Source organism: Rhizobium sp. 10N427, from assembly GCF_056394605.1.
The window spans coordinates 325,019-351,161 of sequence record NZ_JBFTID010000006.1 but is presented as its reverse complement, the minus strand read 5'-3'; the positions used below and the strand labels follow the sequence as shown (position 1 = coordinate 351,161).

The 26,143-nt window shown below is 57.3% G+C and carries 23 protein-coding genes; 13 read left to right on the top strand and 10 right to left on the bottom strand.

Going from position 1 to position 26,143, the window contains the following annotated elements:
• Positions 1–266 precede the first annotated feature (266 nt).
• The 3 genes from AC1DIJ_RS16010 (at position 267) to AC1DIJ_RS16000 (ending at position 3,620) form a co-directional block, all read left to right on the top strand.
• The gene (locus tag AC1DIJ_RS16010; RefSeq protein WP_112389207.1) at positions 267–1,505 is read left to right on the top strand and encodes an ROK family protein; all 1,239 of its coding nucleotides are present in this window, start codon (positions 267–269) and stop codon (positions 1,503–1,505) included.
• Between the two features lie 231 nt (positions 1,506–1,736).
• Positions 1,737–2,765, top strand: coding sequence for an endonuclease/exonuclease/phosphatase family protein (locus AC1DIJ_RS16005; RefSeq protein WP_112389208.1), 1,029 nt, complete (start codon positions 1,737–1,739; stop codon positions 2,763–2,765).
• A gap of 546 nt (positions 2,766–3,311) precedes the next feature.
• Entirely contained in the window at positions 3,312–3,620 is a 309-nt protein-coding gene (locus AC1DIJ_RS16000; protein ID WP_112389209.1) for a hypothetical protein, read from the top strand.
• A gap of 125 nt (positions 3,621–3,745) precedes the next feature.
• Here AC1DIJ_RS16000 and AC1DIJ_RS15995 read toward each other — a convergent pair whose 3' ends face one another.
• Positions 3,746–4,546: a transporter substrate-binding domain-containing protein gene (locus AC1DIJ_RS15995; protein ID WP_477831461.1), complete on the bottom strand. Its 801-nt coding sequence runs from the start codon at positions 4,544–4,546 to the stop codon at positions 3,746–3,748.
• 168 nt (positions 4,547–4,714) lie between these two features.
• Between AC1DIJ_RS15995 and AC1DIJ_RS15990 the strand changes: the two genes are divergently transcribed.
• From AC1DIJ_RS15990 to AC1DIJ_RS15975, 4 genes are all read left to right on the top strand, one after another.
• Complete coding sequence (locus AC1DIJ_RS15990) at positions 4,715–6,991, top strand: GGDEF domain-containing phosphodiesterase (RefSeq protein ID WP_112389210.1); 2,277 nt, start codon at positions 4,715–4,717, stop codon at positions 6,989–6,991.
• A 246-nt stretch (positions 6,992–7,237) separates the two neighbouring features.
• Positions 7,238–7,447, top strand: a complete 210-nt coding sequence (locus tag AC1DIJ_RS15985; protein WP_112389211.1) for a CrpP-related protein — start codon at positions 7,238–7,240, stop codon at positions 7,445–7,447.
• A 788-nt stretch (positions 7,448–8,235) separates the two neighbouring features.
• Positions 8,236–8,700 carry a ProQ/FINO family protein gene (locus AC1DIJ_RS15980; RefSeq protein ID WP_112389516.1) on the top strand — a complete coding sequence of 155 codons (465 nt, stop codon included), beginning with the start codon at positions 8,236–8,238 and terminating at the stop codon, positions 8,698–8,700.
• Positions 8,701–10,914: 2,214 nt separating this feature from the next.
• Complete coding sequence (locus AC1DIJ_RS15975; protein ID WP_112389213.1) at positions 10,915–12,114, top strand: DUF3422 domain-containing protein; 1,200 nt, start codon at positions 10,915–10,917, stop codon at positions 12,112–12,114.
• Positions 12,115–12,177: 63 nt separating this feature from the next.
• On the opposite strand, the gene AC1DIJ_RS15970 is transcribed toward AC1DIJ_RS15975, so the two are convergent.
• Complete coding sequence (locus AC1DIJ_RS15970; RefSeq protein ID WP_477831460.1) at positions 12,178–13,098, bottom strand: LysR family transcriptional regulator; 921 nt, start codon at positions 13,096–13,098, stop codon at positions 12,178–12,180.
• A 245-nt stretch (positions 13,099–13,343) separates the two neighbouring features.
• Here AC1DIJ_RS15970 and AC1DIJ_RS15965 point away from each other — a divergent pair, with 245 nt between their 5' ends.
• From AC1DIJ_RS15965 to AC1DIJ_RS15950, 4 genes are all read left to right on the top strand, one after another.
• The gene (locus AC1DIJ_RS15965; protein WP_112389215.1) at positions 13,344–14,003 is read left to right on the top strand and encodes an ABC transporter permease subunit; all 660 of its coding nucleotides are present in this window, start codon (positions 13,344–13,346) and stop codon (positions 14,001–14,003) included.
• Complete coding sequence (locus AC1DIJ_RS15960) at positions 14,000–14,683, top strand: ABC transporter permease subunit (protein WP_112389216.1); 684 nt, start codon at positions 14,000–14,002, stop codon at positions 14,681–14,683. The genes AC1DIJ_RS15965 and AC1DIJ_RS15960 overlap by 4 nt, the downstream gene beginning before the upstream one ends.
• 46 nt (positions 14,684–14,729) lie before the next feature.
• Positions 14,730–15,566, top strand: a complete 837-nt coding sequence (locus AC1DIJ_RS15955; RefSeq protein WP_112389217.1) for a transporter substrate-binding domain-containing protein — start codon at positions 14,730–14,732, stop codon at positions 15,564–15,566.
• 62 nt (positions 15,567–15,628) lie between these two features.
• Positions 15,629–16,870: a CapA family protein gene (locus AC1DIJ_RS15950; RefSeq protein WP_112389218.1), complete on the top strand. Its 1,242-nt coding sequence runs from the start codon at positions 15,629–15,631 to the stop codon at positions 16,868–16,870.
• 15 nt (positions 16,871–16,885) lie between these two features.
• Here the strand turns inward: AC1DIJ_RS15950 and AC1DIJ_RS15945 are convergent, their stop codons facing one another.
• The 4 genes from AC1DIJ_RS15945 to AC1DIJ_RS15930 all read right to left on the bottom strand — a co-directional run bounded on the left by AC1DIJ_RS15945 (position 16,886) and on the right by AC1DIJ_RS15930 (position 21,254).
• Positions 16,886–17,350, bottom strand: a complete 465-nt coding sequence (locus AC1DIJ_RS15945) for a helix-turn-helix transcriptional regulator (protein WP_112389219.1) — start codon at positions 17,348–17,350, stop codon at positions 16,886–16,888.
• A 351-nt stretch (positions 17,351–17,701) separates the two neighbouring features.
• Entirely contained in the window at positions 17,702–19,093 is a 1,392-nt protein-coding gene (locus AC1DIJ_RS15940; RefSeq protein WP_112389220.1) for a hypothetical protein, read from the bottom strand.
• Positions 19,090–20,250, bottom strand: coding sequence for an MFS transporter (locus AC1DIJ_RS15935; RefSeq protein WP_162706023.1), 1,161 nt, complete (start codon positions 20,248–20,250; stop codon positions 19,090–19,092). Before AC1DIJ_RS15935 ends, AC1DIJ_RS15940 begins: the two co-directional genes overlap by 4 nt.
• 119 nt (positions 20,251–20,369) lie before the next feature.
• Complete coding sequence (locus AC1DIJ_RS15930) at positions 20,370–21,254, bottom strand: helix-turn-helix transcriptional regulator (protein WP_112389222.1); 885 nt, start codon at positions 21,252–21,254, stop codon at positions 20,370–20,372.
• A gap of 254 nt (positions 21,255–21,508) precedes the next feature.
• Between AC1DIJ_RS15930 and AC1DIJ_RS15925 the strand changes: the two genes are divergently transcribed.
• Complete coding sequence (locus tag AC1DIJ_RS15925) at positions 21,509–22,516, top strand: class I SAM-dependent methyltransferase (protein WP_112389517.1); 1,008 nt, start codon at positions 21,509–21,511, stop codon at positions 22,514–22,516.
• 69 nt (positions 22,517–22,585) lie between these two features.
• Here AC1DIJ_RS15925 and AC1DIJ_RS15920 read toward each other — a convergent pair whose 3' ends face one another.
• On the bottom strand, positions 22,586–23,089 hold the full coding sequence (locus tag AC1DIJ_RS15920; protein ID WP_112389223.1) for a helix-turn-helix domain-containing protein: 504 nt from the start codon (positions 23,087–23,089) through the stop codon (positions 22,586–22,588).
• A 138-nt stretch (positions 23,090–23,227) separates the two neighbouring features.
• On the opposite strand from AC1DIJ_RS15920, the gene AC1DIJ_RS15915 reads away from it, so the two are divergent.
• Positions 23,228–23,563 (top strand): hypothetical protein, encoded by a 336-nt coding sequence (locus tag AC1DIJ_RS15915; protein ID WP_477831459.1) that lies wholly within the window; start codon positions 23,228–23,230, stop codon positions 23,561–23,563.
• Between the two features lie 674 nt (positions 23,564–24,237).
• On the opposite strand, the gene AC1DIJ_RS15910 is transcribed toward AC1DIJ_RS15915, so the two are convergent.
• The 3 genes from AC1DIJ_RS15910 to AC1DIJ_RS15900 are packed head-to-tail and all read right to left on the bottom strand — an operon-like array spanning position 24,238 to position 26,089.
• Positions 24,238–24,918 carry a thermonuclease family protein gene (locus tag AC1DIJ_RS15910; RefSeq protein ID WP_477831458.1) on the bottom strand — a complete coding sequence of 227 codons (681 nt, stop codon included), beginning with the start codon at positions 24,916–24,918 and terminating at the stop codon, positions 24,238–24,240.
• The gene (locus AC1DIJ_RS15905; RefSeq protein WP_112389225.1) at positions 24,915–25,463 is read right to left on the bottom strand and encodes a thermonuclease family protein; all 549 of its coding nucleotides are present in this window, start codon (positions 25,461–25,463) and stop codon (positions 24,915–24,917) included. The genes AC1DIJ_RS15910 and AC1DIJ_RS15905 overlap by 4 nt, the downstream gene beginning before the upstream one ends.
• Positions 25,460–26,089: a hypothetical protein gene (locus AC1DIJ_RS15900; RefSeq protein ID WP_477831457.1), complete on the bottom strand. Its 630-nt coding sequence runs from the start codon at positions 26,087–26,089 to the stop codon at positions 25,460–25,462. Before AC1DIJ_RS15900 ends, AC1DIJ_RS15905 begins: the two co-directional genes overlap by 4 nt.
• Positions 26,090–26,143: the final 54 nt, after the last annotated feature.

Sequence of the window (26,143 nt, the reverse complement as noted above, 5' to 3'; positions counted from 1 at the left end):
GCCGGCCAGTCCGTTCAGAGCATGGATAGGATAGCGATTATGCATCTCGTGGCGTCTCCTCTCAGCCGTCAAAAGAAGTCCCAACTCCCACTGGGAATAATTAAAGCAATTTACTATAATTGTAACTCGAACACGTCAAGGGGCAATCTGTCGGAGGTCTCCCGTGCGGGCTAGCGGTCAGGGCCTTGTGCAAATCAGAGGTGGCGGATAGGGCTTCTTAGATAAAGCAGACTGCATTTTTTGAAGCATCGATACTGGTAGGGAACATGGCGGGCAAAGGCAGCAACTCGGTACAGTTACGGCACTACAACGAGCGTGTTGTTCTGGACGCGGTGCGCCGCTTCGGCCAGGCTTCCAAGGCAGAAATTGCCCGCTTTGCCCATCTGACACCCCCTGCTGTCGCCGGCATCGTCGATGCGCTGGTTCTTGGTGGCTATCTCGTGGAAAACGGGCGGCGCTACGGCGGCAAAGGCCAGCCATCTGCCATGTACGCTCTGGCAAGCGATGGCGCCTATTCAATCGGCTTCCATATCGGCAGGCGGTCGATGGATGCCATCCTGATCGATTTTGCCGGCGAAAGCGTAGCCTATGAGACACATGACTATGACCATCCGGATCCGGACACGGTCAAGCGGCTGGCAGCCAGTGCAGTCAACAGGTTCAAGAAGCAGCTGGGTCCGCAACCAAGCCTCCGCCTCACGGGTATAGGCGTCTCGGCGCCATATTTCATCGGTGGCTGGGATGAAGAACTTGGCTTTCCAGGCGACGTTCAGCTGGCTTGGCGCCAGTTTGACCTGAAGGCGCATTTCGTCGAAACCTATGCACTGCCCGTGATGATCGAGAACGATGCGTCGGCGGCGGCCGTCGCCGAACTCGTCTTCGGGCTCGGAAAGCAGTTCACCGACTTCCTGCATATCTCGCTTAGCACCTTCGTCGGAGCCGGGCTCGTTCTTGACGGTACGCTGCAGACCGGGCCGAACGGCAACACTGCTGCTTTTGGGCCATTTCCGGTAACCCATTCAAACCTGAGTTCCGTTCCAAAGCCCGCTGGTAGGTTTGAGGTGCTCCTCCACCGCGCTTCAATCTACACGCTGATCCATCACCTGAAGACCAATGGCATCGACATCAGCCGCGTCCGTGACCTGGACCCGATGCCGGCACAAGCCCGAAGGTTCGTCGAAGAATGGCAGGACGACTGTGCCGACGCGCTTGCCCAGGCCATCATCGGCAGTATCGCCGTTGTCGATGTCGAAGCCATTGTGATTGACGGGTTACTCCCCTCACCTCTCCTTCTTGATACGGTCAATCGCGTGCGAGGCTGTTTCACCCAGATGCTCCCCCCCGGGCTCATTGCGCCGAAGATTACAGCCGGCAATCTCGGTGCGCGTGGCTCGGCGCTCGGTGCCAGCATCATGCCAATCTATGCCCAATTCGGGCCGGATACCGGGGTGCTGATGAAAAAGGGCCTCGACAAGAAACCGCTGATGATCGGATCGCCGTCATGATGGTCGCAACGGCTTGGTACGAAGACTGCGCCGCGCAGGCGATCCGTCTTCGAGCGGAGAAGACCTGACGAGGTTTGGCGTCAGTGCCTGCGCCCAACGACCTCTTCCATGGCGCCGTCGCGATGACGCCTGCTCCCAGCTTTTTCCTTTACACCACATGTGAGACAGTCAGTTACTTCCTACCGCCTTTCGGATAGCTGATGGGCACGTTCTCAAACCCATGGGACTTGAATGCGCAAGGCACTGACAGTCACGGTACTCGCGTCCGCCATCTTATACGCAGGCATGGTGATTGCCGTCGTTGCGTTTTCCGATCAGTTCTGGCTCCTCGATCTGCTGACATTTGCGTGGCAATATGTCGTGGTGGCAGGACTGGTGCTTCTCGTTGCCGCGTCTTTAACGAGAGCAAAGCCCGCGGTTGCGATAACTCTTTCAGCTCTCCTGATATCGATCTACCCCTATGCTGCTGTCCCGGTCGCCCAAACGGCCGCTCGATGCAGTTTTCGTGTTTTGACGGCCAACCTCTTCATCGAAAACACAAACGATCCGGATCAGTTTCTCGAGTTGATAAGAGAGGAACAACCGGACCTTCTGGTGCTGCAGGAGACGCTGGACACTTGGCAGGACCCAATTCGCAATCTTGGCCTTTTTCCATATGAAACGACCCGGGACCTTATGACCTATGACCGGGTCAAGGTGTTTTCGAGGTTTCCGATCCTGCGTGAGAAAATGGTATCGGACCCCGCGATTGACGAGCAGTTCCACAAGCACCCCGTGCGCCTCGAGCTCGGCGGCTGGAACCGCCCTCTCGTCCTTTACGCGATCCATCCGGACACACCGCGATCTCTTCAGCAATGGCGTGAGCGGAATCTCCATCTGAAAACATTGGCAAGCAGCGTTAGATCAGACCTTCCTGCTTCCGACGTCGTCGTCGCAGGCGACTGGAACACACCACGCGCCTCCGGTTTTTACAGGGATGTCCTGAAGAAGACGGGCCTTGGCGTTGCGGGTGACGGTGATCCCTGGATAACAAGCCGCTTCAGCCTGAAACTGTATCCTTATTTCTACCTCGGTTCGACGATCGACCATGTCGCGGTTTCCGCTGCGTTAGCCGTCAGTGATCGACGGACGGGTCCAATGTATGGATCAAACCATCTTCCGGTCATTGCCGATATTGGACGTTCGGCGCCGGATGGCGCGCAAGATCCGCGTCCCGACGGGGCGACAGATCGATCATCAGCCTGCGCATCGGCGCGCTAAGGACGAAGGCGCTAATGGAAGCCCGGGTGAGGATTTTCTGCAATTCAACTGCCCTGACATCATCGCCACACGCGCAAGCGGGCACATGGACGAGGGAACAACATCTGTGACGCATTTTCGGGCCGTGGCCGTTGCGCACCTTGCCCGGCTCAAGTATCCGCGTTTGATTTGCAGGATCTGCGGAGCGACTGCCGGGATTGTGCTAAAAATAGCGCCAGTGGAGATGGCGCTAAGGTGATGCTCGGGAGTGAGCACTAGGGAACTGAGCATCGAAGAGGTTGTCCCTCCGCTCAACCATAGCGATATTTTTGCCTTGATCAAAGGCTAAGCCCGAAAGCGCACATTTCTCCGAGCCTTGCGCCACGCTTTCCGGTCGCCGTCGGTCGACATCAGCGTATCCATCAGCGGAGGACTTGGCGCGGGGTGTTTCCACCAGCTGGTTTGTCTTGGAAGCGGCGCTCAACGCAGCGTGGCCACAGTCGCATTCGTGCTGCAGGTCCGGAACCCATCTGGAGACCCGTCGTTATCATCGAAAGGAGATCTTTGATGACCGAGAGAACCGAGACAATCGCCGGAATACCTGACAATGCGCCAGCCAGGGAGCAGCCAAGGATTGAGCCTCTTGTCGGAAGCACCGAAACGTCCGAAACCAAAACGGATATTCAGGCTCCACGCCCGCCCGGAGAAATCGACGCGCCTGTAGAGCACGCTAACGAAACCTTCCCTGACGATCACCCGAGCCTTGAAGCACTGCGGGAGGCGTCACGCCAACATACCGACGCCTTTGTCGTCGCAACCGATCTTGAGGATGCTGATCAGCGCGAAGCTGCGCCGGGGACACGCGAGCAACCCTAGTTACGGCCATATACCTGCCGCATAAAAGTCCGGGGCTGCAGGGGCGGCCAGGCTGAGGCTATTCTCCGGCGCGATCCACCATTGACGACGTAGCGGTGTTGGGCAGTCCAAATCGCGGATCGCGTCTACCTGATGCTGAAAGGAAAATACTTCGCATTGATTGTGTCGTAGACATCGCTCGCCTGGATTTTCTCAAGGGCGCCATTCAGCTTTCCAAGCAAATCCTTATCATCGCGACGCACCGCTATCCCCGCACCGTCGCCGAAATACTCAGCATTCTTGATGTCCTCGCCCTTGAACTCGCAGCAGCTTCCTGCCTTGGTGTTGGTCAGCCAGTCATAAACCGCAAGTTTGTCTTCAAAGATGATATCAACACTTCCTTCAGCCAGTTCCTTGTAAAGGTCGGGCGAGGCCTGAACCACGGCCGTCGATACATTGCCATAGTATTTCTTTGCGTATGCCTCCTGCGCCGTTGATGCAGTGACGCCAAGCCTCTTGTCTTTCAGGTCGTCCGGCGACGTACCTGCGATATCGGAGCCTTTGCGCACGATGAACACCGAGGGACTGTCATAATATTTTGCCGAGAACGCCACTTTCTCGCGTCTCTCGGCGCTCATGGACATCGACGAAACGATGGCGTCATACTTGTTTGCGAGCAGGTTGGGGATCATGCCGGTCCACTCCTGGATCACGAATTCGCATTTAAGTGCTGCCGCCTCACACAGGGCTTTGGCGACATCGACGTCAAATCCCTGGAGCTGGTTCTCGGAGTCTAGGTAGTTGAACGGTGGAAAGCCGCCTTCGACCGCCACGCGGACGGTATCGTATTCGGCTGCCAGCAACGGAAACGGCGCCCCTGCGGCCATGGCCATCACCGAACCCAAAACCAGCATCCGTCGCRTAATGAGCATCTTCATTTCTGGCATGTTGCGACCCCACTGTTCGTTGCGCCTATCAGGCTGTTTGACGATGCCAATCAAACCATCAAAGGTTTAAGATGCTTACCCTTTCCAAGCACTAAATTTGCGGATCCTTGACAAGCTTTTCGTAATGAATGCGCGCCAGAATTGAAGGCGCCCCGGGAGAGAAGCGCTTTGTCTGCATATGATCTGCCTCAACGTCTTGCCCAGAAAGCTGCCCGCTCCTCTGGAGCCACACTTGTGCTGCTAGCGATCAGCGGTGTTGCCATTCTCGGCCTCGTGTTCGTCGCGGCACTTTGGGCGGGGAAAGAAAGTGACGCTGCGGCGTTGGACCATCAGCGCAAACTCGTCAACGGCCGCCTTCAGGACCAGGTGGACCGGGTTTCGAAAGACATGCGCTTGATGGCTGCAGGCTTCTCGTCACTCCTGTCGGGAAATGCGGTGGCCGCGGATGGCGGATACGACAGTAGCACCGCCGAAGCTTTCGCCACGGTCGCAAAGACCGTGTTTGGTTACAACGGCACTTATCTGGTCACATCGACCGGCGATCTTGCGCTGGAGGCCGACGCCGAAACCGCCCGCCGGTACAAATGGATCCGCCCGCTCCTTTTGCCGATGATAAAGGAGTCCGATCTCAATGGCCCTGGGCAGAGCGAGACTAACCCAGAAAGGATCCATGTTGCTCTGATGAAACTGGAGGGGCGGCCGTCTATTGCGGGCGTCGCGAAAGTGACAGGGTCAATCGAAGCCAATGGCGTCAAGGTAACACCAGTGCAGCCCTTGTATCTCGCTGCTTTCCGCTTTCTCGATGGGGCCACTCTTGATGCGCTCAGCCGTGAGCAAGGCCTTGCCGGCGCCCGGTACGCGCGGACCGCAGACGCTGATGCAAACGAGGTCGCCTTCCAGATCGAGGCAACTGCTACGAACGAACCCATCGGTTTTATCATATGGACGCCGGATCTTCCCGGCTCACGCGTCGTTGCCCGTCTCGTGCCCCTCCTCTCGGTCGCAGGACTGTTGATCGGCGGTCTGTTCTTCGCTCTGATGGGACGCCTGAGAAAAAGTCTGAAGGAACTCGGCCGCAGCGAGGACCATGCTCGTCATCTATCCTATCATGACGTGTTGACGGGATTGCCCAACAGAGCGCTCTTTGCGGAGCGCTTTCAGCATTGTCTCGGCACCCTGGATGCTTCTGCCGGCGACGCCGTCGTGGCACTCATTGACCTGGATCGCTTTAAAGAGGTTAACGACACCTACGGACACCCGGCTGGAGACGAGCTTCTCCGCAGCGTTGTGATCCGGCTGAGCCCTCTGTTCGGAGAACGGGATATGCTTGCCAGGATGGGCGGCGACGAATTCGCCTTGCTCCTGCCCCCTGGGAGCGCAGCGGGGCGAGCGCTCCCGGAATTATGGGACGAGGTCGTCTCCGAGCTCGCCAAGCCATTCAACCTGCGCAACGGCGATATCGTTGTCAGGATTGGCGGCTCGATTGGTGCTGTTATTGTCAACGACCGGACCTTAGCCCGCAGCGAATACCTTCGCCGCGCTGACGTGGCGCTTTACGAGGCCAAAAGCCATGGAAGGGGTCGGTGTGTCGAGTATCACGAATATCTCGATACTCGAAATGTCGAAAAGGACAACCTGACTCAGGATCTTCGTCTTCTTCTGGGCTCCGCCAGCGATTCCATCACCCAAGAACATAAGGGCGAACTGGAAGTATTCTTCCAATCAGTCCACCTGGCTTCCGAAGAAATGCCGCTGTCGGGTGCAGAGGCTTTGGTACGGTGGAGGCATCCGCATCTAGGGTTGCTCACGCCCGACATGTTTATTCCGATTGCCGAGGAGGCCGGTCTTATCGATCAACTCGGGGAATGGGTGTTGAGAACTGCCGCGCTCAGAGCGGCATCATGGCCTATGGGCATCACGCTGGCCGTCAACGTTTCGCCCACCCAAGTCCGGCGCCGCGGATTTGGCGACCGCGTTCTTTCGATTATCAAGGAGGCTGGCCTCAGCCCCTCGCGTCTCGAACTCGAACTCACCGAGGCTGCGCTTTTCGACCTGGACCACGGCGCTCAGGAGACGCTTGCGATCCTTCGGGCGCACGGAATTCGCATTGCCTTGGATGATTTCGGGACCGGCTTCTCGTCCCTTAGCCATCTAATCCAATTCAATATCGACAGGATCAAGATCGATCGCTCATTTGTCAACTTGCTTGGAAGCCAGGCCGAGGGAGCTGCCATCGTTTCGTCGATCATCGGATTGAGCAGAACGCTCGGAAAAACCACTACAGCTGAAGGTATCGAAACCCAAGGGCAACGCGACTTCCTGATCGCGGCCGGTTGTACCGATCTGCAAGGCTTCTATTTTTCCCGCCCGATGGCGGGCGTAGATTTTGACCGGATCATTGCCAGAAACGAAGATGGCAATACTAGGGCCGCACATACTGGGTGATTCTTCCGACCACTGTGTTTCACCGCACCGTACCCGATAACCGCGCAAGCCAGGCTGTTGTCATAGTGCTCCAGTCGACCGTTCTTACTTCGGGGCGCGAAACCTAGGTTCCCTTGAACAACAGGCCCCACTGCGCTCTTCGGACCAGCTATTCCGATGCAAATCCCTAGCATCTGCAATCCCTCAAGAAAGACAATGCTTGCATTAGCTCCTCCTGTTGGTAGCCTCCGCCTGAGGGGATAACTTATGACGATAGAAGAACTGATGGATCTGCAGGAGGCCGGGGCGAGAGCGTGTGTTTTGGGACTTGCCGGCCACGAGAACCCCTTCCTAAAAGCAGACAAGCTTCCCCCAGAAAACCATGACGGATTGGCCGACTGGCTTTCCTGCCACGATGCGTGGAAGTTTGGGTGGGAGGCGGAGAACGCCAGCCGTGAGGGCGACCTCTTGCGCTAGATGCGAGATCTGCTGCCTCACATCGAACAGAAACCTGGTTAAGAACATTGAAAACACCGGGCATTGGCTTTGAAATACACCAAACGCTTTGTGAAACGAAAGCCAATGCGGTGACCACACCCGATCGTGACCGCTCAGTTCAGAGTTCAGCGCTGACGGGTCAGCGGGCGACAAGCTGGCGCCAAGCTCAAACTCTTGTGTGCCTCATCCGGGGCTTCGTTGGCGCCCCATAAGCTTTAACATCCTGTCGATCGTCTGGCGCTCTAACGCATCATCGGCAAGTGGCGCGAGCTGACCAGGGTCTGCGAACAGATCATCGAGCCGCGTCTCCTTCTCCGAGAGTGCTCCCGGTCCATAATTCGAGTACATCGGTGAGCGCTGTGTGACCGGCACCTTCAGGAGGGGCACGCTTTTCGCCCAGCCAAGTGGCGGAGCCAATGTAGAGGCAGACAGCTATTCAGGCGTGAAAGGCTCGTGATGGGGAGCGAGCCGGCCGCGATAGCAAATCAGTCGCAATTTAATTGTCTCAGATCGACTGGGGCATCGCTCAGTCCTAACGCATGAAACTTGAGGGCTCCGGCGCGCGCGGGACGCGAAGTCTGGTGACACTGCGCGCCAGCGTCAACGCTCCGTCGCGAGCCCGTGCCGTCAATTACATATTCCATCTTCTCGCTCGGCCAGACTTCGTCACAGGCTAGCTAGCCCCTTGCCTTATTGCCGTTTCGCAATTTAATGGCTGCAACAGCAAACCCATATGAACACAATCGCCAGCCCCAAGGCAGATGATCATGAGCGACCCGGAGTTGACGGCAGAGAAACCACGGAGGGAAGATACACATCCCATTCTCGCAACCGAGCTTGAGGTCAGGCGCGCCCAAGCCATCATCGAGCTGCTCGTACGCGCCATCGATATTCTGCCATCCGAAATAGGCGAGCCCGTCCGGCCTTTCGCAATTGGTCTCTTCGACCAGATCAGAGGCTTGCTCAAGCCGGGCATAACCATATCGAAACTTCGCCGGGTCACGTCTGGCTATGTTCACTCGAAGCGATATTACCTTGCCTGCGCCCAGAAGGGCGCAGAGCGTTTTGATCTGACAGGTGTTTCCGTCGGCAAAGTGAGTGAGGCAGACCGTGAAAGTGCACTGCAGAGCCTTATTGCTTTGCAGTCAGCCCATGCAAAGCCTGCCGCAACAGCGCAAAAGGACAGAGCCTCCAGAATTCGTGGGGGTCTCCTGCCACGAAAGCGAGAGTAGCCGATATCGCGCGTCGATCTCCAACGACTTCGGCCAGCGGATCGAAATGAGCCACGAGCAACGTCACGATGTAAGTATTATCGTCGCGTACAATGCGCGCAACGCGGCCTATAAACACGGCCGCCCGTCATTAAGGGCGGGGAAAGGGCTGCAGACGAGGTTTCCTTGCGATGTCTGCCGCAGGCAAACAATATGCGGGGATTGCAGTGATCAGCGGATACAGAGGTAAACGCGCTCTGTGCCGTCGCTCATCAGCCAGAGGGCGCCAGAAACTATCCCGCCCCACATTATCAGCGATACCGAAACGCCAGCATTAGACATTTCAACCGTCTCGTCATGCTACTCAGGCTACCTTTTGCAGGGCCATTCGCATCTTCATGCAACCACGTCCATCGGTTAAGGACGTGGTGAGTTGGATCGATGTTGAATCGTCACGGAATGAGATCCCGTGACACTGTTACGGGCCTGCCTGTTTGCTGGGTAGCAGGCCCCATTCCTCCTAAAATCACCGGAACGACTATCATCCTGTACTCTGTTGCTCATGCTGGCGCCTGGGAAGCGTTCCCGTGCAGGAGCCCTGCCTGCGACAAAAGGGCCCTATGAAATAGCAGTAACAGTATATATTTATGTTTCGCCTACAGGCGCGGAAAGTCTGCATCACCCCTCCCCGGCCAGGCTTTCCGCAAGTGGCATCCGTCCCTGCCTAGTTATATGCTGCATTGCCCGGTGATGATGGCGAACACGACGACGCCCATTTTTTGCCGTGGACCGGTCCGCTCGGACAGCTCGTATCACTGCTTGTCCCCCAGTTGAACAAAACGCTACCGCTTCTGACTGCATTGCCTCCGGCAGACCTTGGATTGAGGATAAGTTGGGCGCTCCGCACGGGGAGGCAAAGCGCGCTGCAAGCTCGGTGGCTCCCTACGCCCCAGGCCAGTCGTCTCTATCTAAGGGAAATGTTTGTTGAAGGCTACACTGGAGGGGTCATCCCGAACGGACGCTTGCATGCTGGCCGATGCCATGACCCAAGTACGGATCCCGTCACAGCGAAACCGGGGGGCCTGTTTACTTGGGCAAATGGTCATCTCCTTCCCAATTCACACCCGCAACATCGCCAGCCTTCAATATGAGCTGGAAAGCAATGTTCTCTAGGCCGTTTATCGCAGCGGAGAGATACGCTCGATCGGCCGCATCGGTCACTCGGCCCATATGGATATTAATGCAAGCTCCCGCTGTTGACATCGGTGTTCATCCGCCATTGCGATCGTTAAAAGGCGACGGCTTAACCTTACCTGATAAGCTTACGCAGCGTTTCGCATTGAACCAAAACCCAAGACCTGCTTTTCATTTTGGTGCGGCTTCTGGGGTTGCCGCCAATTCTTCCCACCCGGCCAATCACTGTACCGCACACGCGCCGGGTGGGAGACTTGCCTTCGACGGGCCACTATGAACATAAAAGGTCACACTGATCGGTATCGGGTGCTTTCTCGCCAGCCTCTGTGGATCAATTGCTATCGCCGTGATGGATCTCAATTGATAGCACGACGTCAAAAGAATCCGCGAGACTGGCCTCGGCGAGCGCGGGCCATCGGCTAACGCGCTGGCTGTGGACGTATGCCCATGCCTGGCACATTGCCGTCCTGGAGGAAGTTTATCCTTCTGTTGCCATAGGTGCGCGCAGAAGCTCGTCGCTAATTAAGTACGATCTTCACCTGCTCAGCCTTCGGTATGCCGGGAAGCTGCGGCCAGATTCACCGCATTCCCATGCGCCGGTCGTTTGCTTCGGACCGCGTCACGGCAAATGATGTGTCACTGCGTCATCCAAGCCAACAAATCAGCGATACGCCCGCAAGCGCAATACCGGCAATGAAACCCACAGTCCCCGCAATAGCCATCGCCACAATTGATGACTTTTCCCGATTGGACCATGATCGCCGTCGTTGGCTTCGGAAGCCAGCGAGGGGACGAGCCAATCGCAAATAGCGCATTACTGAAGGGCGCTGAATTTCATCTATCTACGTCGTAGGTAAGCCGGCCCACCGGGGGTAGAGGCCGAATCTCGGTGAATAGACGAGTGACGATTTCAAAATCCAAACTTAAAATCGATTAGAAGAACCGCCGCCGCGTTGACCTGCCCCGTCGCTGATGATTGAGGTTTCTGGCGGCTTCAAAGCGATGTCGCCGAGCAAGTTTCGATTGCCGGGAGATGGATCCATGACGTCGGATTTCAATGCGGAACTACATGCCCGGCCCTCGATCTATTTCGAGGGGCCCGCCTATGTCGAGCACGTCGCGCTTGTCCCTGTTGAAATGGGCGGCCCGATCGGGAGCCGCCTTCTGTCGAGTGACGACGGCGGTACGGCACCAGTGCAGATCGAAGTCCACACCGAATTTGTCAGTGCGACCAGGGTATCCAGACTGGAACTGGAGCCCCAGAGCTGGCCACGTCCGACATTCTCTTCTGAGGAGATTACTGCACTTTTTGGCCCTTGCGCACCAAAACTGGTCTCGCATGTCGGCATTCTTGTCCTTGGCCCGGCGCCGGCAGAACTTGGACCAACTCTCAGCCAGTTCGGATTTGGAGATAGCGCTGCTTCCGCCGTTGCCGGCGGCGATGCAACCGTGGTCTCCGATTTCAGGGTCCAGGCTGACGGCACCAGCCGAATACTGCTGTTCAACAACGGCCTGAATGCCTATCGTCTTGGCCGTATGGTCCGCCGCATCTACGAGATCGAGATTTACCGGGCCATGGCACTGCTTGGACTTCCTGAAGCACGCAGACTGGCGCCATCGCTCGGGTCCTACGACAGCAGGCTGATGGAACTGTCGAACCGGAACCAGACGACCGCTCAGGCTGAGCACAGGAAACTTCTGGAGGAAATATCGGCCTTCTCGGCCGAGATTATTTCCGCATCCGCAAGGACGCGCAACCGCTTCGGGGCAACCGCCGCCTATGCGCGGATCGTGGAGGAGCGGATCACCGAGCTCAGAGAAACACACTTACCTGGATATCAAAGGTTCGGAATTTTCGTCACCCGCCGCTTCAGGCCTGCTGTCCGCACGTGTGAGGCGACGGCGCTGCGCCTGGATCAGCTTTCGCGCGCAGTGATGCATCTGATTGATCTGCTACAGACGCGCATACAGGTCGAAATCGAGTTCCAGAACACCGTGCAAATTCAGGCGATGGCAGAACGAGCCGCCGTTCAGGTCAAGATCCAGAGAGCGGTGGAAGGCTTTTCGATCATCGCCATCACCTACTATCTCCTGGGCTTGCTCAAAATCACGTTCGAGGCAGCCGATCACGCGGGCCTCCATGTCGATCCGCTCATCATGCTTGGATCGGTCCCAATCGTCATCGGCGCCGTGGTCGTCTGCATTGCCCGCGTCAAGCATGCGCTTGCTGCGCACAGCTGATCAAGAATTGGACTGGCGCGCAATCGCACATCCAATAGGGACCCTGCCGCTTCGGCCTGACAGTCAGGTATCCAGCCGGCCGTTTTCCTCTACCGCCCGTATAAGCGCATCGATAGTTCGCTGGACCGCCCCGTCCGGCCGCCGTTCCTTCTGCCATGCAATCACATAGTGATAGGTGGCGCTTGGCTCGAAGGGGCGAGAAAGTAGCTCGAAGCGCTGATACTCGCGAGCCACCAGGTCATTGGTGATCGAGACGCCGAGGCCAGCGGCAACGAAGCCTGCGTCATGACCGTGGGCGTCATATTCAACCGCGACCTCGGGGGTTTCGCCCATGAACCTCAGTGCATTGACGTTCATTTGATGCGAGGCGAACTGGGGATCGATGTCGACAAGCGGTTCGCCGACAAGATCATCGGGCGTGAGGATGTTGCGCTCGTGGAAACGATGACCTTTGGGAAAGAGGCAGACGTTCGCCGCAGTGCCCAGTGGACGGCAATCGTAGAGGCGGTCATCGAGCGGCAATCGCGTCAGCGCGATGTCCGCGCGCCCGTGATGGACGTGATCGGCGAGTTCGTCATAGGCGCCGGTGCGAATGCTAAATGCCTGGCCAGCCTTATTGCTCCTGACAGCAACCGCAACTGAAGGAAGCAGCCGGAGGCAGAAGGCACTCGGCGCGGCGATCGTCACGATTTTTCTGTCGCTGTTCCGGATACCGTCTATGGCCCGTCCAAGACGGTCAAGGCCGGCAAAGGCGGTGTCGACGCTGCGAAGCAATTCATGGGCCTGCGTGGTCGCCACCAGGCGATTATTCTCCCTGATGAAGAGTGGAAAACCAACAATCGCTTCCAACTGGCGGAGGTTTTGGCTGACTGCCGGCTGGCTGATGCGCAGATTGCGGGCCGCCGATCGCTCTGACCCAGCCTTCATGACCTGGCGCAATACCTGTAGATGACGCAGCTTCAGACCGGAACTCAGTATCTCCACATAGCTGCTCCCATGACGTGAGGTCATCTCGATAAGGTTTACTTATCGGTTTTAATCGCAGCTTATAAATTGACCTCCATTTTGTAAAGTATATTTTCAAACATAAGGTCAGCAATCAAAGGTTATTGCTCGATAAAATGTCGCGCCCCGGTTTACGCAGGCGTTTTAACGAGAAATAATCTTTATAGTTTGCCAATCCTATTTGTATAGAATCAACTGGCGCTTCCTGCCTTGGAGAACTAATCATGCGCTATTCTGATTTCAGTATCGGGATACTTGTGACTTTATCTGTATTTTTCGTCAGCGCTTGCTTTGGAACCTTTATCGGGCTGACCGCCGCTGGCACCTCGCTGTCACGTTCCGCGACGCTTCGTCAACTCGCTGCCGGATATGTTTCCGTCATCCGCGGCGTACCGGAGCTGCTCATCATTCTGGTCGTCTTTTTTGGCGGCACGGCCGGTCTTAGCGCTATCGCTGGACGCTATGTGGAGGTGAATGCCTTTGCGGCCGGCGCGGCTGCGCTGACGATCGTCTTTGGCGGCTACGCCGCCGAGATTTTCAGAGGCGCAATTATGGCTATTCCGCGAGGGCAGACGGAAGCGGCCCTCGCTCTCGGCCTGCCGCGCCTGCACCGCTGGATGCTGGTCATCGTTCCCCAGATGCTTCCTCTCGCATTGCCAGCCTATGGCAATCTTTGCATCTCGCTCATCAAGGATACCGCGCTTGTGTCCATTGTCGGCCTCAGCGACATCATGCGCGTCGCTTATGTCGGCGCCGGATCCAACCGTGCACCCCTGCCCTATTTTCTTGCTGCCTCGGCCATTTATCTGGCGCTGACAAGTATCGCGCTTTTATCCTTCACGATCCTGGAAAGAAAGTTCGACTACCGGGGCAGGCAGCGATGAATCTCGATGCGTTTCGCGAGGCAATCATGCTGCTTCCGACCGGTCTGGTCCTGACGGCAGGGCTGACGATCGTGCCGCTCCTTGTAGCGTTCATCGTCTCGCTTCCTCTTGCACTCGTGCGCACTGCCAAGGGCACCCTGAGTTCGTCAATCGTGCTCGGCTATACCTATATATTCCGGGGCACACCACTGATGGTCCAGCTCTTCCTGATCTATTACGGCCTCGGGCAGCTTGCTCTAGTCCGCGATAGCTTTCTCTGGCCAGTCTTCCGTGAACCCCTCTGGTGCGCTCTGATAGCGTTCACGCTGAACAGTGCCGCCCACACGACCGAGATTTTCCGCGGTGGCTTCCTGGCAGTTCCGAAAGGTCCCATCGAGGCCGCCAAGGCACTCGGCCTTACGCGTCTGCAGACGCTCTGTTTCGTGACCTACCCACTGATGATCCGCACAGTATTTCCCGCCTATACCAACGAGGTGATCGGAATGCTGAAAGCAACCTCGGTTGCGAGCACCATCACCATTCTTGAGGTTACCGGCCTCTCACGGCAACTCGTCTCTGCAACCTTCGCACCCTACGAGGTCTTCGTCGTCGCCGGTGCGATCTACCTTGCCACAACCCTCAGCATCACCTGGCTTGCTCGAGCCATAGAGCGCGGCCTCAACCCAATCGTGCGCCACTGATCCGGCAACCGGTAAGACCATCGACCAACCAAAGGAAGGGAACTGTATGAGAAAGCTTACACTCACCAGCATCGCCCTGGTGCTTAACGTCACCGTCGCGCTCGCCGCCAATGCCGCAACCCTAGCCATCGGCTCGGAGGGTGCATCGCCGCCCTGGAACTCGATCAGCGCCAATGGCGAGCTGGTCGGCTTTGATATCGATGTCGGCAAGGATCTGTGCCGCCGTGTGAAACTCGAATGCCGCTTCGTCGCCCAGGACTGGGACGGGATCATCCCGGCACTCACCGTCGGCAAGTTCGACGCGATCATGTCCGGCATGGCGATAACCGAGAAGAGAAAAAAGTCGATCGCCTTCTCGCAGCCCTATGCTGGAGGCTTCAATCAGATCGTCATGCGGAGCGAGATCGGGCTCCCGGCAACTGACATCACCCAAAAGCTTGATCTAACGGAGATCACCGCCAACAAGCAGCGCGTCCTTGATGGGTTGAAACTGGCTCTGAAAGGCAAGACGCTCGGCGTGCTGCGCTCGTCCAATTCCGAGATCGTGCTCAAGGAACTGGTCGGCTCCAGTGCAGAGATACGCAGTTACGACTCACAGGACAATCTCCAGCTCGACCTTGCTGCCGGACGCATCGATGGCGGGCTCGCGGACTATTTCACGTGGAAGGCGTTTCTGGACAGCGATGGCGGCAGGCAAGCCGCATTCTACGGACCGGAACTGTCGGGTGGGCCGTGGGGCCCGGGTGTCGGCATCGGCCTTCGCAAGGCGGATACCGATCTTGCCGCACGTCTCGATCGGGCGATTACCGAGGCCAAGGCCGACGGCACGTTGAAGCGACTCAGCCTGCAATGGTTCGGAATGGATGTCTCCCCCACCCCCTGAATCCGGACATCCTTCCGGCCGCTTCGTCGAAAGGCGAAGCGGCACTTTCTCAAGGAGTTACTATGACCTCTCCGTTTTCCGTCGTGGCCACCGGCCAATCTCTCATCCACCAGGATCTTCGCGGCGTGGCCGACAGCCGCCTCGACGCCGTCATAGCTTTGATCCGGCGTGCCGATCTTGCCTTCACCAATTTCGAGATGACAGTCCTTGGAAGCCACGGTGGCTGGCCGCTGAAAGGCTCCTATTTCGGCTATGCCGAACCCGTGGTGCTCGACTGCCTGAAGAGCATGGGATTCTCGGTCCTGTCACTGGCAAACAATCACGCCTTCGATCTTGGGCCACCCGGTATTCTTTCGACTATCGAGGAGGCAAGACGTCTTGGGTTCATTTACGCAGGCACCGGCCAGGATCTGCAGTCTGCCGAAGCACCCGGGAAGGGCAAAGCCGCGGGCCGCGGAATCGGGCTGGTCGCCATGGACGCTGGACCAGGCCCCGCATTCATGTATGCCGCCGACGCCAAAGGCACTCGTCCGGCGCGTCCAGGCGTGAACGAGCTTAAGGTAGAGCGCCGGTTCGACGTCGACGAACCCGCCTTTGCGGTGCTTCAGCACCTGCAGCGCCAAGTCGGAACGACGCAGCTGGAGCTTGCCAACTATGCCCAGCCTAACGATCCTCCGCAAACCGACGGCACAAATGAAACCGACTTCTTCGGAACAGTCTTCAGACAGGGCCGAGTTACGCATCGTCGGGTCACTGTCGATCCGAAAAGCGCGATCCGCCAGCTCTCTGCGATCCGCAAGGCGACGGCAGAAGGCCTGTTTGTCATTGCCTATATGCATCACCATCATTGGGAGCCGGACTGGTTGCGAACGCCGGGATGGGTTCAGGATTTCGCACGGATCTGTGTCGACGCCGGTGCGCGCATGTTCGTCAGCCACGGCGCGCCGGTTCTCCAGGGGGTCGAGATCTATAAGAACGCGCCGATCTTCTATGGGCTCGGCAATTTCCTGTTCCATACGTCGCATGATGATGACGAGTGGAGCCCGCGCGACGTCTGGAAGAGCGTGATTGCAACCTGCCATTTTGACGGCGAAGGAAACCTTGAGGGCATCGATCTCGACCCAATCGCGGTCGGCGGGCCGGATGCGCTAGATGACAGAACAGCAGCGCGTCTTCCCTATCCCGTGCTTGCCGAAGGCTGGCTCGCCGGCGAAATCCTCGGCGACCTGGCCGACCGTTCCAACCAATATGGTACAAGGCTGGTCAAGAGCGGCAACCGCGCACGTTTGACGATCGCCGGCTAGGCCGGACCTCTCCGATTACTCCGGTTCGTTCTCCTCAGCGATGGTGCTCAGCAGCGTCGCAACCTTGCTGCGGAGGCGCGGTGACAGACGAAGGACGCTTTCAATCAGCTGGCGTCCCTCGGCTGTCGAGATATAGGCGATCCGGTCGTCGACATCGGCGACCGCCAACGGTTGTTGGCCATCAGCAGGTTCGGGCAATCCGACAAAGAAAGTCGAGACCGGCGTGCGCAAGCATGCAGCGACCTGGTAGAGCATCGATGCGCTGACCCGGTTGCGGCCGTTTTCGTATTTTTGGACCTGCTGGAAACTGACACCGATCCCCCTGGCGAGATCGTTCTGGGAAACATTCGACTGGATGCGCCGGATGCGGATCTGCTGGCCGACATGGCGGTCGACCGGATGAGCATCGGTCTGTGCGACCTCTGCCGGGCGCCGGGCCGATCTAGCAGAACGATGGCTTGCTGCGGATTGACGGTTCATTACGAACTCCCCGTGAGAGAGTTTCAAGCGGTACGTCCCCGCCTGAAGAAACTCACTTAACCCGTTGATCGGGGAGTTAGTAACCGTACACGACGGCCCTGTGACCTTTAGTTCCGGGGAACCTGGACATACGTCACAGGCTCCTCGACCAAAGGTAAAGGAGTTTGATGCCGCATCGGTCGGCATCAACCGCGTGTAGGGGTTACTAAGCCCCAAGGCAGCACGTACTGCCTCATCCAGAAACATACACGCGGAGCGGGCATGTTTCAAGACAAAATATGATAAGATTCAAAGACTTCTAATATTTACAACCGCTCACGCAGGAAGTGGCGGAGTGCGAGTGCCAACCACTTAGGCGAAGGCCCATGGACCACGCATCGTGCTGGCCGTTCCGTTGGCAAGCGCTGCTGCCAGTTCGACCCATAAGGGGTCATCGATGAAGCTTTCGAGGCAACCGCAGGAGCGGTCAAACGTCTTGGCACCATAGCGCGACAGCAGGGAGGGCACCTCGCCGTTCCTCGAATTGAGCAGCGCGAAGGGTTCAACTTCATCGCTGATTACCCGGTGCCCCCACGCTCCGGCTCTCTTATCGTGCAGTATCGATCGCAGAAGGTCATCGTCCCGCTCGCTATCTACTAGCCCCGAACAGAATGCATAACGCATCAATGGATAGTAGACAGTGTGGCGGCTGCCACCGAGCATCCTTATACCTGGAAGAATGGCCATCACAATGAAGACCAGAAACAGATTGGGAACGATCCGCTTTGCGGTCAGCCCGCTCATGAGTCCCTCGGGCGTAAATGCAATCCCTTCGCCAACGCCGTCAGCCGGCTTCAGGATGCCGGCCTCGAGCAGCATCGGATAGATCCGGCCATTATCGCATCCCCAGAAATAATGCGTGCTATTCTTCAGCCAGTTTCGCCAGGGTGTCGACGCAAGCCGATCGACCGCTCGAAGCATTGTCACCGGCAGCGTAGCATCGCCCAAGAACTTCGAGTGTAGCCAGGAATTCGGATCAGCCAGATGAGAAACGACGAGATCAATCACGTCGTCGTCATCAAGTTGGAGGAAATCGACGCGGGGATCGAAATACTCGAGCCACAATCTCTGGTTTGCGGCCTTGATTGCAGCTGCTCCAGATGAAAAAGACTCTTCCGGCAAGAACTCGCGAAGTTTCTGGATGGCAGGTGAATGACTCGTGTAACCATCGGCCGGCTGCAGCCGGAATTCATAGTCCCTGTTCTGCGCTAAAACACTATAGGGTATCATCTCGCGGCGGCTGAGGCCGAAGACGTTCACGGCCTGCCCATCGAGGCGCAGCCAGCCCGGTCCCTTGCGGCTCTTTTCGACAAATTTCACGGTCGAACACGCATAAGACACATAACTGGTAGCGTTGCGCGCTCGGAGTCCGAGGAGGCTGAAGATATGTGTGTAGAATGCGTCGGGCTCTATAAGCAGATGTAGGTGCGGCCCTGTCTGCAGAACCGGGAAACTGTCGATTTCTTCGGCAATCCTGTCGGCCCTCGCGGTATCAAATCCAACTTTAATTGCTTTCTGTCTGATCCAGCGGCACATAGCGTGTCTTGCATGAAGGCGTGTCGAGCAGGTGAGATCCGATCGAGTTTCAAAGAGTGCGGCGGCATAGTCTCGGACCGGGCGATCGCGATAGACCCGCGACCAGGGAAAGAGATCGAACAGCACAGCGAGAAGCCGCTCACGATCGATCGACGACGCCGCGCTCATGTCCCTGACCAACTGCGAGACGCAGCCGCTCCTCTATATCGCAAGATAAGTAAGGCGCCGACCAGCAGCATGAGAAGACCAAAAAAGCCGAAAACAGTCGCCGGTGGGAAGCTGTTGCCGGCTGTCGCCACGGCAGCATATGTCAGCAGCCCCAGAGCCACGCATACGGTATGCAATTGAGCCCTACAGCGCCCCAGCGCTTCGATCGGAACCACCTGTTGGATATGCACATCGATGACGATACGGGCGACGTTATACGCAATGCCGAGCACCGCCATCTGGAGAAAGGCAATATTGATATTCTGGATGACTAGGAAAACGGCCAGCACCGAACCAGAAATCAGAAGCAGGCCGGCCTGGCTCTGCAACCGCACACCCCCTATAAACACATAGAGACAGCCCACAATGGATCCCGCCGCCCAGAACGCTTCGAGATAGCCGAACTCGAGAGCAGACCTCCTGAACTGGCTCAGCACAAGCGCTGACGCAAGCACGCTGACGAGCATGCCCATCGCATAGATCAGCGCGTAAACAACCGCGATGAGCCGCAAAGGCTCAGGCGGCAAGGCGGTCGGAAAAATGCCCCGGTCCCAGATCCTCAGGTGCGGTGCCGGCGTCATCTTTAGGATTTTAAATCCTCGGGCCGATAGCGCGCAGAACGACATCACGTAGCAGCACAAAGGCAGGAGCAGGGAAAGCGCGTGCGGGATCATCGTCAGCAACAGGCCGGCAGCGACGGCCGCAATCAAATTGCCTATCTGCATGTTGATGTAGGACATGGAGTTGACGCGCGCGAGGCGATCTGGAGGTGCCAGCGCCGGGATCATCGCCTGAAGTGTCGTCAGATAAGTTCGGTCGATGACGGAGTAGGCAATCCATGAGACCGTTAGAACAGCCAGTGGATTGAGCAGACAGAGGCCTAGAATGGTCAGGGCCATCAGGATCATTCGCAGTCCATCGCACACCAAGCAAACGAGTTTGCGCTCATAGCGATCGGCGATGATGCCACCGAGATTTGTTGTGAGAAACTCCGCGACGCTGCCAGCAGCAAGAAGAATAGCGACGAAGGCAGGACCGTTGCTGATATCCACGCCCATCCAAGCCACGATGACAAAGTAGGCATTCCGACCGGTTGCCGACGCGCCTACACTGGTCATGTAATGTCTACATAGATCAGGTCTCGATAACGACATCATATCCGGTCCGCTGTTCAGGAAGCCCCCATTCCTGCACAGCCTATCCAAGCTCACCCATTCCAGCTTTCAGGATTTTGACATTATTTCTCGCTCTTGCCCCAGACAGAACGATAGACATTTGGCGATACTCCCAGGACCTGCGTAAAGGTGGTCGACAGGTGACTGGCGCTTGCGAAGCCGCAGATGAAGGCGATCTCCGTGACCGTACGCGGAGTGGTGCGCAAGAGCATACTGGCGTGCTCCAGCCTTCTGCGATTGAAATAGGCATGGGGACTGACACCCGTCGACTGTTTGAACGCACGGCTGAAATGTGCCGTACTCATCCCAAGGTCTTGACATAGCCCGGACAGAGTGACCCTCTCGCCGACCTCGCCCAGACGATCGAGAACGCGCTTCAAGACAGTCGGCGCCAAGCCACCTTTGATCGGCCGTTCGGCATGATTGATCCGCCGGGATAGGTGCCCGAAGATGGTTGTAAGATAGCCCTCGACGATCAGGCCGCTGGCATGGTCGATGCGCGGGAGCTCCGCTGCGATCTTGCGTGCAGCAAACTGGATCGCAAGGTCGTGAAACCCCAACTCCGGCCGAAGATCATCCGATCGGCGCGGATCATCAAAAAACCGTCCGGCAAATGCGCGATCAACCGCGAGGAACAGGTAGGCCGCAGTATCATCACCGTCGTCCCATCCGCTCCATGTCCGGCCAGGCGGGACATAGGCGAGAGAGCCCTCGGGCCGGGCAACAAAGCTCGTGCGCGTCCCATCGATAAAATTCTCGCCGGATCGGGCCGCGCCCTCGAGATTCAAAAGTATTGCATGCATGTCACCCCCGACCCGGATTTCCTGTCGCGTCAAGCCGGTGCGACGCACAAATTCAGCCCTGAAACCCTGCCACTGTTCGTGACGTTGCACGACGACGTCGGCCGTCGATGACCTCGTATGTTCGTTGTCGAAATCTATTGTCATTGTCCTTACCACTAATCACAAAATCAAAAATAGAAGGCTACCGTAATTTACCGATGGTTGCTAATCAAAGACGGGTTAATCGAGGGTGGAATTTCGTATCAAATTTATGAAAGTACATCAAAATTTTGAATGCGGACGGCCGGACGGCGCATGCACAATGCCCACCAGTAAGCCGCCTCCGCACTTCCTTCAGGTAGTAGCGGTCTCGCGTCATGAAGGCGGAGCAGCGGCGCAGGCGAAGGGCCGTTTTTGACATGCAGGACTTTACGGATTTCATCGCCGAGTGCGACCGTGCGCCTCGGCTTAACGAACTTGCTGCGTTTTTCTCGTCCACTGCGGCGGGACGCTCGGGAATGCCGTCCCAGCGACCGGACGTTGACCGCCGCCTTCTTCGCCGGGGTTCATTAACAGCCCAATTTATAGCGCTCCATGAAAAGCGTCAGGGGCCGTTCGACCAGCACTACCTCAGCAGCATCCCCTACAGATTTGAGGAGGAATGTCGTTTGGGAACGGCGATTCTGCGCTACGCCATAGACCGAAGCGAGCCGCTGAGTTTGTACAGCCTTGGGACCGCCGAAGCCACAATGGCCCGAACCATTAGTGAGATCGCCAATGGCCACGTGAAGTCTCTGTCATGCAGCCCGAACGTAGAAAATGAGCGTAGCTTCTTCGCCTATGGCAAGCCGCCCCACGCGTTCTTTTTCCACGGTCCCTTCCACCATCTTACACCAAGCGTGATCGCGAGCCGTGAAGATTTCCGTCCCTTCTCAAACGGCTTCGACATCATCATGGAGGACACGACCTTCCAAATGTATTCACCGAACAGGAAGGATCAGATTGGTTTTGTCCGACAACACTTGAAGCCGGATGGTATACTTCTCCTTGTCGAGAAATGCCGACATATCGATCCCTCTGAGTATCGACGACGCGAATATCAGAAGGATTTTGGCTTCAAATCCCGTCACTTTACCAGTGAGCAGATCCAAGCCAAGGAAGATGAAGTTCTAACACGGATGAACGGAAACGAGGTTACGCTCCGGCAGATTGCAGACGCCTTAAGCGATCACTTTGTCAGTTCCTTCGTGACTTGGAACAGCGGCAACTTTTATACAATTGCCTCGAGCAATAGCCCTCGGAATTTGCAGCGCCTAATTAGAAAGATGGGAAGGCCAGCGCTCCCGACCGAATACGTATATCAAGCGCTACCTTCTCGCCTCTACGACCACCTGGCGCGCAGTGACAAAAGGCGCAGACATGTTTAGTCCCGGCAGCAACCTACTCACTTCCTCACGACGCGGCGCGAAAACTCCGAAAAGCATGCTGAACCACACTCATCGTGGCTCTTTGAGGTCGATATCGAGAGGGGTCCCATTTTCGGATTTCTGCAGCGCGAACACCGAGTCTAAAATAGTAGCGACGGTGCGCAGCGTCGATGGCGACAGTGACTGGATCATCTTGGTAATCCGACGCCTCTCGTTCGCTTCCTCCTCGGAGGCGCCCCAAATATGAGGAGCGGCCTTGAAAAGCAGATCGTCGGGGTAGATGCCGAGGACCTCGCAAAGATGAAGGATTTGCGTAGCATGGAGTTTCGTTATCGCGCGCTCGTATCGTCCGTAGACCTGCTCCAGCGAGCCAATCAGGAGAGCAAGCTCTGCCCTGGATAGATCCTTCTCGATTCGAAATTGTCTCAATGATGCAGCGATCGCTTCGTCCATCTCCTGAGGCGTGGGGATACCAGCGAACCCGGGCCGCCGATAGATAGGTCGTTCTACTTTCGGGTCCTCCGTCGGCTCGAGCCCCGCCTCGTTGATAAATTCGTCAGTCCTAGCCGTCATGCATTCCCGCCCAATTCCGTGCGGAGAGTTATATCACCCGCGCTGCGATTGGCTATGTGCTTTTCACAAATCCGATGGTGCCTAGCGCTTTTCGATTCAAAGTCAGCTGCCGCTTCAACACTACAACACGTGTCAAAAATGGATAAAGACCACGAGGCCCGAGCCGAACTGGAACTGCTCGCAAACGCACATATTCGTTCCGCGCTCCGGCTTTCTGCCTTTGAAAGCCGGGCGCGATYAGGCGATCCGGTGAGCGTCGAGTTCATCAAAGCGGCTGCTGATGAGGCTTCGTCTCGCGAGGCCTTGATCGCATGGACCGCTCCGGATGCCGATCTCCTGACGGAGAAACTTTTGCACCTGCTCGTCAACGTTATCGAGATGGACAGAGGGTTGGACGACATCTCTTTAGGTAAAATCACAGCCGAAGTGACCCGCTTCATTGGCCGAACTTCCGAGCCTCCGTGCGGGTCCTGAACTCCCCCGCCTTACGAGAGATATTGCAGCGGGCCGTGCTATCGACAAGATACGACTACGACCAATGCGGGCGGTCAATGCTGCAGGTGCGAAACTCTCCCCGATCTATTTACTCAAATCAAAATAGAATCGGGAACTGACTTGCGTTTGCGGGTCTCTGATATCGAAGAAATAGGGTTGCTGACGGCGCGGCCGGGCTACGTATTCCCTGTATCCACATCCCCGACCTCCGTCGTAAACTCTTGTAATACCGTCTCTGACTTCGGTTCGCGCGCCCTCGCCGCCCCTTCCAAACTGACGTCGACCATCGTGACAGTCACTTACGGCCCGGGTGCAGCGTGACAGCTCCGAGTTAGCAAAGCCGTCGCGACCGTGTTCGCCCGCGGTTGGCGACCAGCCGGCCGGGCACTCGGCGAATGCTTCATACCCAGGCTTGCCGGCCGCGCCTTCTGGGCAGGTCGGCCAAGAGAACCCGGGCTTTTTCATCTCCGAGATCAGTCGGTCCATTGGCGGATGGCACTCCGGTACCCCGTGCCAGGATGGATTGGACGACGCCGCACACAGCAGTACCTCGCATCCCCACTCGTTGGCAAATGCAAGGCGTGGACAGATCGCAATCAAAAACGCGACAATAACAACGAAAATGTGCTTCATGGACTTTTCCCAGATGTTCGTCAGCGGTCGGTGCGCTTATGCAAGCGCCTGGCGTCCGCAAAGGATGGCGAGATTTCGAGGCGCCTTTCACGCAAAAGATTGTAGTCGGCGATCGGTCGTCTGCTGACAGTCTTGTCGACCGCTTTCTCGCGCCACTCATCCATGTCGAGGACGTACGTCGCCCACATCCCGTAGCGCGCCCTCCTCGCCTGGCTTTCAGCCAGATGGTAGCCGATCGACAAGCCCACGTTTTCCACGGCCCTCGCCCAGCCAACCCTGAGGAGCCCGAGCGCAAGATCCCGGCCTCCGGCCCGGCACTGTCCGGCCAGGCCATCACGCCCTGCCAGAACACGACACTCCACCCGCCTGTTTTCGATCGTCCGCTTCAACCAAGCCTTGGCGAACGCCCCGCAGGGCACCGGCTTGAGCTTGTCACCATTTGCCTCGGCACGGTCCGGATCAAAGGCCCATTGCGGCAATTCGCATGTGTCGATGCCAGCAAGCCGCACTCGAAGCTCATATCTTGGAAGCCAAAGTGTCCGGCCGTCGATGACCGATGCGTCACCGGTCAATGTAACGATTGGCTGGATGGGCGATGTCGGATGCAAGGCCTCTTGCCCTTCCGGCAGAAGATCTGCCGCGTGCGTCACGCTGGCGACAAGCAAAATGGCCAGAACGGCCCCGCATTGCCTCATCCTCATTTCTGCGCCTTCCTTTGGGACTCCGCTGGTCCCAAAATCAGTGCGGGATGCTGCACATCCGCGAATTGCCAAAGCCCTGCCCTGGCCGCCCTCGCCCGTTGCTCAGCAACCGCATAAGCTGGGTTTGCGGGAAGCCCGCGATTGTCGAGCGCTGCGAACGCGTAGCCGCTGCCCACAAGGGCGGTGCCGAGATCCACCGTTTGATTGCCAATCGCAGCCGAGCAAACGACGTAGGCAAGCTCGGATGTGATTACCAAAGGAGTGCAGCGCGGATTAGTATCCTTGATGAAGGCAGCGAGGAAAGCCATCGAGGCATCGCCGCAATCGAGCCGCTGACCCGTCGCGTTTGTAAACCAGGTGCCGCGCAAACAGGACTGGACACCGAATAGCCGGTATCGCTTCCCATCTTCGAGCCAGGTATCGCCGGAGACCAGGGTTACGCCGGGGTGGATAATAGTGATGTCCGGCGGAAGGGAAGCAGCGGCCACATAAGCACTGGCGCCCAACCAACAGGCCGCTGCGAGGCGTACGATATCCCCTTTCATCTGGGTACCCTTGGATCAGCCCACATCCCAAACCCCTGGCGGCCGATCCTTTCAGCATCCGCCAAGTCCGGACGCATCAGCGTGCCATCCGGCTTCTTCGCAAGCCGCAAGGCACCGAATGACAGGAGTTCCTCCTCGAGATTGTCGACGCTGTCGAGCGCGCCCGGAAAATAGTAATATCCGAAGCACGTGACATCCTGCTTGATCGCATTTTCCTCAGAGACGAATGCCCGGCAGAGGATCACCTTCGGTGACGTCAACAGAATCTGGAGCTGTTGCTGCGCAAAGTCAGCGCACGAGCCCGAATAGTTCTCTCTCCGATTGACCATGTCGCCGGCACAGGGCTCAAGGCCATACAGGTGCAGGCTTGTCTTGCCGTCGACGACAATGTCCAAGGACGAGGCAGCTCGAAAGCCAGTCGAGGAGGCATATCCTTTTCGCGACACAACGGTTTTCGCGCCATCATAATATTCAATGACCAGCACCGCTTTGCCGGGCGCTGTAAGAGATTTGATGTAGGCCGGATCGACCGCGCCCACTGCGAAGGCGCCCTTCACCGCGGTCAGCAGCGCCGCCAGCGCCACAGCCCATATGGTAGTGCTTAGAACTAAATCTGTTCGGTCCATTTCATCTCACTCCTAGAGTTGAGAGCGGCTACCTGAAAATAATTAAACCTATTT

What these genes read in the sequence shown, in the direction of transcription:
- AC1DIJ_RS15955 (WP_112389217.1), top strand. Translation starts at nt 14,730, where the DNA reads ATGAGAAAGCTTACACTCACCAGCATCGCCCTGGTGCTTAACGTCACC.
- AC1DIJ_RS15960 (WP_112389216.1), top strand. Translation starts at nt 14,000, where the DNA reads ATGAATCTCGATGCGTTTCGCGAGGCAATCATGCTGCTTCCGACCGGT.
- AC1DIJ_RS15920 (WP_112389223.1), bottom strand. Translation starts at nt 23,089, where the DNA reads ATGACGGCTAGGACTGACGAATTTATCAACGAGGCGGGGCTCGAGCCG.
- AC1DIJ_RS15950 (WP_112389218.1), top strand. Translation starts at nt 15,629, where the DNA reads ATGACCTCTCCGTTTTCCGTCGTGGCCACCGGCCAATCTCTCATCCAC.
- AC1DIJ_RS15985 (WP_112389211.1), top strand. Translation starts at nt 7,238, where the DNA reads ATGACGATAGAAGAACTGATGGATCTGCAGGAGGCCGGGGCGAGAGCG.
- AC1DIJ_RS15905 (WP_112389225.1), bottom strand. Translation starts at nt 25,463, where the DNA reads ATGAAAGGGGATATCGTACGCCTCGCAGCGGCCTGTTGGTTGGGCGCC.
- AC1DIJ_RS15945 (WP_112389219.1), bottom strand. Translation starts at nt 17,350, where the DNA reads ATGAACCGTCAATCCGCAGCAAGCCATCGTTCTGCTAGATCGGCCCGG.
- AC1DIJ_RS15975 (WP_112389213.1), top strand. Translation starts at nt 10,915, where the DNA reads ATGACGTCGGATTTCAATGCGGAACTACATGCCCGGCCCTCGATCTAT.
- AC1DIJ_RS15930 (WP_112389222.1), bottom strand. Translation starts at nt 21,254, where the DNA reads ATGACAATAGATTTCGACAACGAACATACGAGGTCATCGACGGCCGAC.
- AC1DIJ_RS15910 (WP_477831458.1), bottom strand. Translation starts at nt 24,918, where the DNA reads ATGAGGATGAGGCAATGCGGGGCCGTTCTGGCCATTTTGCTTGTCGCC.
- AC1DIJ_RS15935 (WP_162706023.1), bottom strand. Translation starts at nt 20,250, where the DNA reads ATGACCAGTGTAGGCGCGTCGGCAACCGGTCGGAATGCCTACTTTGTC.
- AC1DIJ_RS15900 (WP_477831457.1), bottom strand. Translation starts at nt 26,089, where the DNA reads ATGGACCGAACAGATTTAGTTCTAAGCACTACCATATGGGCTGTGGCG.
- AC1DIJ_RS16010 (WP_112389207.1), top strand. Translation starts at nt 267, where the DNA reads ATGGCGGGCAAAGGCAGCAACTCGGTACAGTTACGGCACTACAACGAG.
- AC1DIJ_RS15925 (WP_112389517.1), top strand. Translation starts at nt 21,509, where the DNA reads ATGCAGGACTTTACGGATTTCATCGCCGAGTGCGACCGTGCGCCTCGG.
- AC1DIJ_RS15965 (WP_112389215.1), top strand. Translation starts at nt 13,344, where the DNA reads ATGCGCTATTCTGATTTCAGTATCGGGATACTTGTGACTTTATCTGTA.
- AC1DIJ_RS16000 (WP_112389209.1), top strand. Translation starts at nt 3,312, where the DNA reads ATGACCGAGAGAACCGAGACAATCGCCGGAATACCTGACAATGCGCCA.
- AC1DIJ_RS15980 (WP_112389516.1), top strand. Translation starts at nt 8,236, where the DNA reads ATGAGCGACCCGGAGTTGACGGCAGAGAAACCACGGAGGGAAGATACA.
- AC1DIJ_RS15940 (WP_112389220.1), bottom strand. Translation starts at nt 19,093, where the DNA reads ATGAGCGCGGCGTCGTCGATCGATCGTGAGCGGCTTCTCGCTGTGCTG.
- AC1DIJ_RS16005 (WP_112389208.1), top strand. Translation starts at nt 1,737, where the DNA reads ATGCGCAAGGCACTGACAGTCACGGTACTCGCGTCCGCCATCTTATAC.